The organism is Pseudocalidococcus azoricus BACA0444 (assembly GCF_031729055.1).
Lineage (GTDB): Bacteria > Cyanobacteriota > Cyanobacteriia > Thermosynechococcales > Thermosynechococcaceae > Pseudocalidococcus > Pseudocalidococcus azoricus.
Window position 1 is genome coordinate 39,133 of record NZ_JAVMIP010000023.1, and the last position, 10,306, is coordinate 49,438.

A 10,306-nucleotide genomic window follows, 5' to 3' on the forward strand; every position below is an offset into this window, starting at 1 on the left:
GTGCGGGTTGGGATTATTGGGGCGGGAATTGTTGGCTCTACCATGGCCTATGAGTTAAGCCGCATCCCAGGCCTGGAGATAATTATTCTTGAGAAAAATCCACCTAATCACTGGGAGGCAACAGGGGCAGCCTTGGGGGTATTACTGGGGGGATTGAGTCAAAAGCGGGGCGGCAAACATCTCCAACTCCGCCAGGCCAGCCTTAAACGCTGGGATACACTCATTTCGGAACTAGAGGCGATCACAGGTCAACCTCTCCCCTACAATCGCCACGGGATTCTGGAGCTTTGTTTTGACTGCCAGGCCTGGACTAAGTGGCAAGGGATTCAAGGGGATCGCCAAACTCAAGGGTTTCCCCTCGCATTATGGTCAGTGGCAGAAGTCCAAGCCCATTATCCAGAGGTGGCAACAGGGGGACTGGTGGGGGGGATTTTCTCAGCCCAGGATCGGCAAATAGCCCCAATTCCGGTCACTCAAGCCCTCCGTCAGGCGGCCCAACACCAGGGAGCAAAGTTCCATTTCCAGGCCCAACTGGAGCCGATGGTGACTTCATCTGGTCAGGTCAGGCAATTGAGTTGGCAACATCAGGCAGATCAACAGAGCCAAGAGATTGATGTATTGGTCATCGCGGCCGGCCTGGGTTCCAGCTCCTTAACAGCAGAACTTGCGGCAACGATCCCGTTACAACCCGTGCTTGGCCAGGCCATTCATTATCGTTGTCCAACTCCCCTCACCCAAAATTGGCCGGTGATCCAAGGTCACGACATTCATTTAGTGCCGATTTTGCATAGTTCTCCAGCTAGCCCGGAGTTTTGGGTCGGGGCAACAGTCGAGTTCCCAGTGGACAGCTTCGCTCCCGAACAGCCCGATCCAGTGAAATTATCACAGCTGCAAGCCCAGGCCCTGGATTTGTTTCCCTTTTTGGCTCAAGCAGAAGTAGTCACTACTTGGTCAGGTATCCGGCCGCGACCCGTCAATCGTCCCGCCCCAATTATTGAACCCCTAGCTAACTATGAAAATGTTTATCTAGCAACAGGTCATTACCGCAATGGAATTTTATTAGCACCCATTACCGCTCAACTTATTGCTACTGAAATAACCCAAATTCTTCAACCGTAAGGATGATTCTCAAGCGAAATGACTATACCCTAGAGTCCATGATGGCTTGATACTTCTATGAATTAATCAATTGTTTCAAGATGCAAGAGTATTGATCGTGACAGTAATTAGTATGGACGAAGAATTTTTTACGGATACGCATACTTCTATCAAACAGATTATTTTTGCCCAGCATGGCATGACTGATAACAATAAATCAACGGGACATTTGGCCCGTCGTGTTGCCCCTCCTCAGTCATTAATAATTGCGCCAAATCTTGGTTACTTATCTACCCTGTTTGCTATTACCCCGTTGATTGATCGAGTGGAGACAAATGCAAAGGGAGTTCTGGAACGTTTTCCCCATGTTCCTGTCAGACTGATAGCAGTTTCCTTAGGTGGCATAATCTGGACTGAAGTATTATCTCGACATCCAGAATGGTGGCCTCGCTTTGAGTCAATGATATTTTTAGGGGTTCCCGTTGGTGGGGCAGACCTAGCAAAAATTTTTGATCCCTTTGGTTGGGGGATTGGTATTGCCAAAGAACTCGGTAAGAATCGGCGGCCGCTTGCAGAAAAAATAACTGCTCAGATTCCAACTCTAGCCGTAATCGGCAATACAACTGGCGGCGGGGATGGCACGATTCCGATTGAATGTGCAAAGTTAAAGTATGCTCATTTTGTTTGCTTAGAAGGTGTTAGTCATCCTAATTTAAGAACTGATCCATCAGTTGCAAACTCTATCCGAGACTTTTGGGCCAAACCACGCCAAGTCTTACCTGCTCCACCCAAAACACTAATCACTGATCTGATTGACCATTTTCGAGCCGTACCTGGAATTACAGATGCGGATGCACGGGATTTTCCCAGAGCAACCACTGTGCATACATTTTCTGATGGCACAACAATCCGGACTTGGGTTAATGTCGTGGGTGTTTATCATGTGTTTATTGCTAATTCTGCTGGGGCCTGTGAATATTCAGGATTTGTAGGTTGGGTTCACACCAATGATTTGAAGCAGGCAATCACTAGCCTCATAGAAACTAGATGATGCATTAACCTTATCTACTACCCCCCAGCAAAATTAAACAGCTACTCCTACCTTGGCCTGGCGAGAAAACTCTAATCGCTCTGTATCCCCAACTGTGACTTGAATCGTATCGCCATCGTGGTAATCGCCCCGGAGAATTCCCTTAGCAATTTGAGTTTCCAACTGTTGTTGAATAGCACGTTTCAGAGGCCTTGCGCCATACACGGGGTCATAGCCAACTTCGGCTAGGAAATCAAGAGCCTCAGGGGTTAGGTTAAGAGACATTTTCCGATCTTGGAGGCGTTTTTCTAAACGGTTGACTTGAATTTTAATAATTTCCCGTAACTGCTCTTTCTTGAGGCTGTGGAAAATAATAAATTCATCGACCCGATTGAGAAATTCTGGCCGGAAATGGGCGCGCATGGAGTCAACCACCCGTTCCCGCATTTCCCCATAGCGCGTATCATCGCCAGCAACATCCAAAATAAATTGGGAGCCGATATTACTGGTCATGATCAAGATCGTGTTTTTGAAATCCACCGTCCGCCCCTGAGCATCCGTCACTCGCCCGTCATCGAGAATTTGCAGGAAGACATTAAAGACATCCGGGTGCGCTTTTTCAATTTCATCAAACAGAACTACGGCATAGGGACGGCGGCGAATGGCTTCCGTTAACTGTCCCCCTTCGTCATAGCCGACATAACCCGGCGGTGCGCCAATCAACCGGGAAACGGCGTGTTTTTCCATGTACTCAGACATATCAATCCGCACCATCGCTTCTTCTGTATCAAACAGATAGGCCGCTAGGGCTTTGGCCAGTTCAGTTTTGCCCACACCCGTTGGCCCGAGGAAAATAAAGCTGGCAATGGGACGATTCGGATCCGACAACCCGGCCCGAGAGCGTTGGATGGCATCGGCAACGGCTGTAACGGCTTCATCTTGACCCACGACCCGTTGGTGTAGTTCCGCTTCTAAGTTCAAGAGCTTTTGCATTTCCGATTCTACGAGTTTGCTGATCGGAATTCCTGTCCATTTGGAGATAATTTCAGCAATATCGGATTCCGTCACTTCATCGCGCAAAAGAGAATTTCCACCTGTTTGCGACTGAGTCAGTTTAGATTCCGTTTCATCTAATTTTTTGTGGAGTTCAGTCAATTTACCATATTTGAGTTCCGCTGCCTTTTGCAGTTCATAATTACGCTCGGCCTGTTGGATTTCGATGTTGAGTTTATCAATTTCCTCCTTAATGGATTGGAGTTGATCAATGACTTGCTTTTCCCCTTGCCATTGGGCACTTAACCTGGCCTGGTCTTCTTTCAGATTGGCGAGTTCTTTTTCCAACCGTTCTAAACGTTCTCGGGAAGCAGCCGAAGTTTCTTTTTGCAGGGATAACCGCTCCATTTCCATTTGGAGAATTTTGCGATCAATTTCATCCAACTCTTCCGGTTTGGAGGTGATTTCCATCTTCAACTTGGCGGCGGCTTCATCCACCAAATCAATCGCTTTATCGGGCAAAAATCGATCGGAAATATAGCGCGTGGAGAGAGTCGCAGCAGCCACTAAGGCACTATCAGAAATCGTCACCCCGTGGTGGACTTCATAGCGTTCTTTCAGGCCCCGCAAAATCGAAATCGTGTCTTCAATGCTGGGTTGATCGACATAAACCTGCTGAAACCGCCGTTCCAGGGCCGCATCTTTTTCAATATATTTACGGTATTCATCCAGGGTTGTTGCGCCAATACAACGCAATTCACCGCGGGCCAACATCGGTTTGAGCAGATTGCCAGCATCCATGGAGCCCTGAGTCGCCCCGGCCCCGACAACGGTATGGATCTCATCAATAAAGAGAATAATTTGTCCGTTGGACTCCGTGACTTCTTTCAGGACAGCCTTTAATCGCTCCTCAAATTCCCCCCGATACTTAGCCCCGGCAATCAGCGCGCCTAAATCTAAGGTGATCAACTGGCGATCTCGTAAAGATTCGGGGACATCACGGGCAATAATCCGCTGGGCCAGGCCCTCGGCAATGGCAGTTTTCCCCACCCCTGGTTCCCCAATTAAGACTGGATTATTTTTTGTCCGACGGGAAAGAATTTGAATCGTGCGGCGAATTTCATCATCTCGACCAATCACAGGGTCTAATTTGCCTTGGCGGGCCAAAAGAGTGAGATCGCGACCGTATTTTTCGAGAGAGGCATATTTCCCTTCTGGGTTTTGGTCGGTGACTTTTTGACTGCCCCGAATTTGCTGGATCGTGTCTTTGAGTTTTTTCTCATCCAGGCCAGCCTCTTGGAATAAAGCCTTGCCAAACCGCGTATCTTGGGCATAAGCGAGAACTAAATGCTCAATGGAAATAAATTCATCGCCAAATTGTTTCCGCAGATTATCTGCTTGATCCAATAATTTATCTAAACTGCTGCCGAGATAGACGGAACTGGCAGGGGTACTGAGCTTGGCCTGGCGATTGATAAATTCTTCGGTGCGGTCTCGTAAACGTTGAACATTGGCTCCAGCTTTAGAAAAAATGCTACTGGCCAGGCCATCTTCTTCTAACAGGGCGGCCATTAAATGTTCGGATTCGATTTGTTGTTGCTGGGCCTGTTTGACAATGTCAGGAGTCCGGGCTAATGCTTGCCAGGCCTTTTCGGTAAATTGATTGGGATTGTTGGGCTGCATAGGGAGTTAGCTCGCAAAGGGGTGAGGAGTTGGATATGAGGTTCCAATAGTTTTTCGGTCTAATGTCATTGTAAAAAAAGCGGGGCCTGGGACTTAATACGGTCTTTACCCAATTTCAGACGGGATTCCCCAAAACTCAGGCTTCCCAGTGGTGGGTATTTCCTGGGCTATTTTGACCAAGCTCCTGCCCAATCATGATTGATCCTGACAAAAAAGGGCTAGCCAGTACAAGACCGACTAACCCCAATTAAACTGTTTTAAAAAACTAGAAAGCTAGTAATTGACTAACCTTAGTAGCTCCGAGAATAGTTATTCCGGCGATTTCCACCACCGCCACCACCAAAGGAACCACCGCGCTCTTCCCGAGGCCGAGCTTTGTTAACTTTCAGACTACGGCCCATCCACTCAGCACCGTCTAAAGCAGAAATAGCAGCATCTTCTTCGGCATCGGCATTCATTTCCACAAAACCAAAACCACGCATCCGGCCAGTTTCCCGATCGGTCGGCAGTTGTACCCGTTTGACACCACCATATTCAGCAAAGACAGAGGTTAAGTCAGATTCTGTAACATCGTAGGAAAGATTTCCAACGTAAATAGACATAATTTTCTCCAAAATTTAGGAAGTTGATTGAGAGAATTTGAAATTTCGGAGAGAAGTCTGCCCGTGCAAACGCAAAAACCAGCGGTACTGAAAACAAACACTGCAACCGAATACTTTAATCTCGATTCATAGTCTAACACTATCCTCATATTGAGCAACCACTTTCCGATAAAAATGCTTGATTTATGTACATTTATGAAGTACCAGCTTGCTGGTTGTGTATTAAGGAGAAGTGGGGTGTTAAATCAGAAGAGTCGGATCGTGCTTAATTTGCCCCATAAACTGCCCCCTCTGTGGCCATGCTAAAGCTCATAAACAAAGCAGAGCTAGGATTCCTTGGATCGCCGGGAGTCCAATGACTTTACCCTCACCAAGAGTTCTTTGCGAGATGCCCTCCCGCTGTTGTTTGCCCTGATCCTCCAGGTTCCTCCACTCTACGGTGCGAGACTCTGGCGATGTGGCGGATTTCCTGTCCCGATTATAATAAAGCCGCCCTAAAGTGCGGGGCTTGCATCCCATTTCTTTGGTCAAGGTGAGCAAAATCAAGTAGGTACAAGCAAATTCAGATACCTAAAAAATATGCCAGAAAGCCTGAAAACCCGTTAGTTCATCCCACAAGTCACTTAACTTTTGTTTATAATAGACTTAGCAACAAAAAATATCGCATTTGCGTTGAACGTTAAATTGTCCTAGGGATCGTCTAAATTAGCCATAGGTTTTGTGGAAGTGCATTGTCAAGGATTGCCTGTGTTAAGTTCTCCCTCTCCGGCCACCTCTGAACCAATCCGCTCCCTAGATGGGGCTATTGAACGCTGCCAGGCCTTAGGAATGCGCTTAAGTCGGCAACGGCGGGCAATTTTAGAACTGCTCTGGGAGTGCCAAGAACATCTCTCGGCCCGGCAAATTTATGATCGCCTCAATCGGCAGGGGAAGGATATTGGCCACACCTCGGTTTATCAAAATCTAGAAGCACTCTCTGAACAGGGGATTATTGAATGTGTGGAGCGGGCTGATGGGCGATTGTACGGCAATATTAGTGATACCCACAGCCATGTCAATTGCTTAGATACGGACAAAATCCTCGATGTCCATGTGCAACTCCCACCAGAACTCCTCGCTACTATTGAGGCCAAAACGGGGGTTAAAATCACCAGTTACCGGATTGATTTTTACGGTTACGAGTTAGCCAGTTAGATCGCAGTTGTCTCTCTCAAGGCTTGATTAATTCAACGGCATCACGATCATCGGTAGATTGGAGCCAAACTTTGACCGCTTCCTCCCGTGCTGTGGGTAAGGTTTTGCCGATAAAGTCTGGATGGATGGGTAACTCCCGATGTCCCCGATCCACCAACACCAGCAACCAAGTTAACTGGGGTCGCCCATAATCATGAACTGCATTTAAGGCAGCCCGAATCGTCCGGCCACTAAAGATCACATCATCAACCAGGATGACTAATTTACCGGATAAATCTACAGGAATTTGGGTGCGTTGGGGGGTGCGAGGGCCAATTCGATCTAAATCATCTCGGTAAAAGGTAATATCCAGTTCTCCCACGGGCAGGGTTATGCTTTCTAATTGTGCGATTTGACGGGCTAACTGGTGGGCTAAGGGAATTCCGCGAGTATGAATCCCCAAGAGCACGACATCCCCCAAGCGTCCCTTGGCTTTCTCAATAATTTGGCAGGCCAAGCGGGTTAATGTGCGGCGGAGATCATCAGCACCAAGGATTTCAATCGTTTCGGTTGCCATTGTACGCAGGCCTGGAAAAGGGGTCTTATTTGTTTGAGGTGATCTTAGACCAGTTTGGTCAGTTCTGACTCTTTCTGATACAGGGTGATCTCACCAATATCCACGGCCGCAGAAAGGCTTAAAATCCAAGCTACTGCTGAGATAATATCTGCCAAGGGAATCGGGACTTGGGCCTGGAATCTTCCGGCGGCAATATCTTCTAGAACTTCTGGGGTGGCGATGTTGCCTGGATTAATAACTGTGATGCCAATTTTCTCGGAAGCTAAAGCAATTCGTAGGGCCTGGGCCGCTCCCCTTAGGCCAAACTTGGAGGCGGTGTTAGCAACTTCAATAGTGGCACAGTGATCCAGGCCCGATAAGGCACCGATAAAGATCGCCCTAGGGTTATGGGACTGCCTAAGATTGGGGATCAGCTGCTTCGTCAACTCAATGGGGGCAATGGTATTGACCGCAATAACGTAACGGGTTTCGGCATCAGGGCTATGGATGAAATCGTATTGATTCGTAAAGGCCTGTTGCTCCCAGGTTCCCCCCATAAATAACAGTGCATCAACGGGGGTATTGCCAATCTCCGCAACAACTGATGTGATCCCTGTAGCTGTGGAGATATCCCCTTGAATCCATCGGCCAACAGTGGACTGACTTCTGGAGATGCAAACAACATCATCCCCCCGCTGGACAAAATATTCTGCCACGGCTGCACCAATGCCCCGACTGGCTCCAATCACAAGAATTTTTCGCTTTACCGAAGATGCATCCATAGAGTCTTATATCCCTGACTAAACAAGTGTGCCAAAGATGTTGATTTCCCTCAATGAGTTGATTTCAAAACTCTCGCATTTGTTTATCTAAATTTACAATTGAAGATACCAAAGTCAGACTGGGTAACGATTTGTATGATTCCGTAATTGTACGGATGTTGTTTAGATTGTAGCCACCAATACTAGAAGTTAATGAGGGGATCGTTGATCGAGATCACAAGTTTTTCTGATACTGATCACCTTTGGATCATGATTTCGCTTTCCTCTGGCCGCCCTGTTGTGAGTAATGTTTATTTAATAATCATCAAGGTATTTTAAGAAGTATTTCTGCTTGGTAACTATTTTTTCGGTCTTGGCCAATGCTAGGAAGGTTCACTACTCATGAAAAAGTTAGCCCCTGTTACGGTGTACTACATTCGGAAGCTTCTCCGGAAAGAACAAGGCAGCTTGAAATGTATCGTTGTGGATGGGGCTTGTTTGGCAGCTAATCCGGAGGCTGACCTTAATGCAGTTCTAGAAAGCTTATACCTGGATGCAGAAGAGATTGCGGAGGAAGTACTCCATCTAGAAACACTGGTAATGTCCCATCAGATGATTGGCGAAAACGGGCCTGCTGGACAGTTACAAAAAGTTGAAGCAGAAATCTTTTGGGTTTTGGGACTTAAGAAAATTGCCCTGAGTTCTGAGCAATCCGGGCCTGGGACAAGGGTGGGTATAGGTATGACGGCCTTTAGCTATTAAGAGTCTTTGGGGGATAATGCAGAGGTTGTTTGGTTATTGGTTGACTCCATGGCCGTTTCACCCCCAACTGCTGAAGAACTCTATCACCAGGCCCAGACCGCCTTTGAACGGGGGCGTTATGGGGAATCTATTCAAACCTTGACCCAGGCCATTGCCTTAGTCGAAACCAATACAGCCCTAGAAGGAGAGATTAAAACCTGGCTGGTGACGGCCTATGAAGCTGCGGGTGAGAATCAACGGGCCCGAGAACTGTGTCAGCAACTTCAGCAACATCCCCATCGGGAAACCCGTAAACAAAACCGCAGACTGATGGGAATTTTATCGGCCCCCCGCCTGATACGACATTCGGAGTGGCTAACAGAAATCCCGGATTTAACCCAAGTGAGTGAAAAACGGGAAAAAACCTATGCCCGCTATGAATCTAGCTCAAAGGTAGCCCCACCGAAACCCGTTGATTTGAGTCCCGATCCCTATCAAGATGTTCAGCCAGATTTGGGATTTGTTTGGGTCGTGTTGGCGGGATTGATGTTAGGCATTGGGGCCTGGGCCTGGTGGGGGTAATTGGAGATGAGCAAACTTTAGAAGGAAACACAGGTTTGTTGATCAACTCGGATGACGGATTCTTGTTGAAACTTGATTTTGTAGGTGGTGCGGATAGCCTCAATGGCCTGGTGATTGAGATTATTGCCTGGGTGGAAGATCATCAGAATTTGAGCTTCTTCTTGAAGAATATTGCCCGTTGCGTCTTGATACTGTCCTGCGGCTGGAATCACAGTAAAGCCACTTTTGAAGCGGGGCGTGACTTCAGTTTCTAAAAAGCCTTTGAACTCGGCTGGGGTAATCAGACTCCCATTGGGGCGTGAGAGACCAAAAAATAGCTCGGTGCGTTGCCAGGCCAGACCGGGGTGTTGTTGAGGACATCCAAAACTGTTCTGATTTGTTTCTGATCGGGTTAGGGGAGTTTCCCAGGCCTGGGTGGGAGCAATAAAACTCGAAATAATCAAATAAATGGTGGTAATGCTCAGGTGTTTGTAATTCATAACCGGATGAATGCTTAAGGATAATGTCCTTGTAAATACTCCAGCCAAAAGTCTAGTAATCGCTCAATGCAAAATAAACATAACCCTAGGTCTGACTGACTAATCACCGCTGGACGACGGCAGGCCTGGTCTTGATGATGGGCTGATTCATTACCGAAAACCCGCAGAACGTGCATATAACTGGTGATCCACTCGGCAATCCCAATATCTTTCAAATAGCCAATTTTACGATATAAGCTGACTCTCAAAAGGTCAAATTCTAACTCTTGCAGCAGATTATCTATCATTAGTTCTGTCAATCGCCGGGCCGCAATTCCTAACTCAAAAGACTTACTGTTTTCATTCAGGACAAAGCGTTTGAGATTTAGCAGGGTCTCATGGGCTGAAGGATGGTTCAGGGACAATATTTGGTTAATTTTGGCGTGAATATCTTGGCGAATCCCGATCATCAGTTTCCCTTTCGGAATCATGATATTGACCCGATTTAAGGTTTTATTCATGGCCTCATCCAATCCGTGGGCTGCTCTGGCTCCATAGGCAACAAAGAGAATCCGCTCTAAATACAGCATTTTTCATGACTAGTTGGCACAGTAGCAACAGTGGGTAAA

Annotated in this window: 11 protein-coding genes; 5 read left to right on the forward strand and 6 right to left on the reverse strand. The window is 47.2% G+C overall.

Going from position 1 to position 10,306, the window contains the following annotated elements:
- A complete protein-coding gene (locus RIF25_RS15375) occupies positions 1–1,119 on the forward strand; it encodes an NAD(P)/FAD-dependent oxidoreductase (RefSeq protein WP_322879403.1) in 1,119 nt (372 codons plus the stop codon).
- A gap of 70 nt (positions 1,120–1,189) precedes the next feature.
- Positions 1,190–2,149, forward strand: coding sequence for a lysophospholipase (locus tag RIF25_RS15380; RefSeq protein ID WP_322879404.1), 960 nt, complete (start codon positions 1,190–1,192; stop codon positions 2,147–2,149).
- 33 nt (positions 2,150–2,182) lie between these two features.
- Here the strand turns inward: RIF25_RS15380 and clpB are convergent, their stop codons facing one another.
- Both clpB and RIF25_RS15390 read right to left on the reverse strand, forming a co-directional pair.
- The gene (gene clpB / locus RIF25_RS15385) at positions 2,183–4,804 is read right to left on the reverse strand and encodes an ATP-dependent chaperone ClpB (RefSeq protein WP_322879405.1); all 2,622 of its coding nucleotides are present in this window, start codon (positions 4,802–4,804) and stop codon (positions 2,183–2,185) included.
- A gap of 290 nt (positions 4,805–5,094) precedes the next feature.
- Positions 5,095–5,406: an RNA recognition motif domain-containing protein gene (locus RIF25_RS15390; RefSeq protein ID WP_015125687.1), complete on the reverse strand. Its 312-nt coding sequence runs from the start codon at positions 5,404–5,406 to the stop codon at positions 5,095–5,097.
- 747 nt (positions 5,407–6,153) lie between these two features.
- Between RIF25_RS15390 and RIF25_RS15395 the strand changes: the two genes are divergently transcribed.
- Positions 6,154–6,600, forward strand: coding sequence for a Fur family transcriptional regulator (locus tag RIF25_RS15395; protein ID WP_322879406.1), 447 nt, complete (start codon positions 6,154–6,156; stop codon positions 6,598–6,600).
- Positions 6,601–6,616: 16 nt separating this feature from the next.
- On the opposite strand, the gene pyrR is transcribed toward RIF25_RS15395, so the two are convergent.
- Together pyrR and RIF25_RS15405 are read right to left on the reverse strand one after the other, a co-directional pair.
- Positions 6,617–7,156: a bifunctional pyr operon transcriptional regulator/uracil phosphoribosyltransferase PyrR gene (gene pyrR / locus RIF25_RS15400; RefSeq protein ID WP_322879407.1), complete on the reverse strand. Its 540-nt coding sequence runs from the start codon at positions 7,154–7,156 to the stop codon at positions 6,617–6,619.
- Positions 7,157–7,200: 44 nt separating this feature from the next.
- Positions 7,201–7,917, reverse strand: coding sequence for an SDR family oxidoreductase (locus RIF25_RS15405; protein WP_322879408.1), 717 nt, complete (start codon positions 7,915–7,917; stop codon positions 7,201–7,203).
- A 381-nt stretch (positions 7,918–8,298) separates the two neighbouring features.
- Between RIF25_RS15405 and RIF25_RS15410 the strand changes: the two genes are divergently transcribed.
- Positions 8,299–8,658, forward strand: coding sequence for a hypothetical protein (locus tag RIF25_RS15410; RefSeq protein WP_322879409.1), 360 nt, complete (start codon positions 8,299–8,301; stop codon positions 8,656–8,658).
- Positions 8,659–8,706: 48 nt separating this feature from the next.
- Positions 8,707–9,219 carry a hypothetical protein gene (locus tag RIF25_RS15415; protein ID WP_322879410.1) on the forward strand — a complete coding sequence of 171 codons (513 nt, stop codon included), beginning with the start codon at positions 8,707–8,709 and terminating at the stop codon, positions 9,217–9,219.
- A 17-nt stretch (positions 9,220–9,236) separates the two neighbouring features.
- On the opposite strand, the gene RIF25_RS15420 is transcribed toward RIF25_RS15415, so the two are convergent.
- Entirely contained in the window at positions 9,237–9,698 is a 462-nt protein-coding gene (locus RIF25_RS15420) for a DUF3574 domain-containing protein (protein ID WP_322879411.1), read from the reverse strand.
- A 14-nt stretch (positions 9,699–9,712) separates the two neighbouring features.
- Positions 9,713–10,267 carry a DUF4145 domain-containing protein gene (locus tag RIF25_RS15425; RefSeq protein ID WP_322879412.1) on the reverse strand — a complete coding sequence of 185 codons (555 nt, stop codon included), beginning with the start codon at positions 10,265–10,267 and terminating at the stop codon, positions 9,713–9,715.
- Positions 10,268–10,306 lie beyond the last annotated feature (39 nt).

Bases quoted from the DNA above. Each gene is read 5' to 3' on its own strand.
- clpB (WP_322879405.1), bottom strand. From the start codon at position 4,804: ATGCAGCCCAACAATCCCAATCAATTTACCGAAAAGGCCTGGCAAGCA.
- pyrR (WP_322879407.1), bottom strand. From the start codon at position 7,156: ATGGCAACCGAAACGATTGAAATCCTTGGTGCTGATGATCTCCGCCGC.
- RIF25_RS15410 (WP_322879409.1), top strand. From the start codon at position 8,299: ATGAAAAAGTTAGCCCCTGTTACGGTGTACTACATTCGGAAGCTTCTC.
- RIF25_RS15390 (WP_015125687.1), bottom strand. From the start codon at position 5,406: ATGTCTATTTACGTTGGAAATCTTTCCTACGATGTTACAGAATCTGAC.
- RIF25_RS15425 (WP_322879412.1), bottom strand. From the start codon at position 10,267: ATGCTGTATTTAGAGCGGATTCTCTTTGTTGCCTATGGAGCCAGAGCA.
- RIF25_RS15415 (WP_322879410.1), top strand. From the start codon at position 8,707: ATGGCCGTTTCACCCCCAACTGCTGAAGAACTCTATCACCAGGCCCAG.
- RIF25_RS15405 (WP_322879408.1), bottom strand. From the start codon at position 7,917: ATGGATGCATCTTCGGTAAAGCGAAAAATTCTTGTGATTGGAGCCAGT.
- RIF25_RS15420 (WP_322879411.1), bottom strand. From the start codon at position 9,698: ATGAATTACAAACACCTGAGCATTACCACCATTTATTTGATTATTTCG.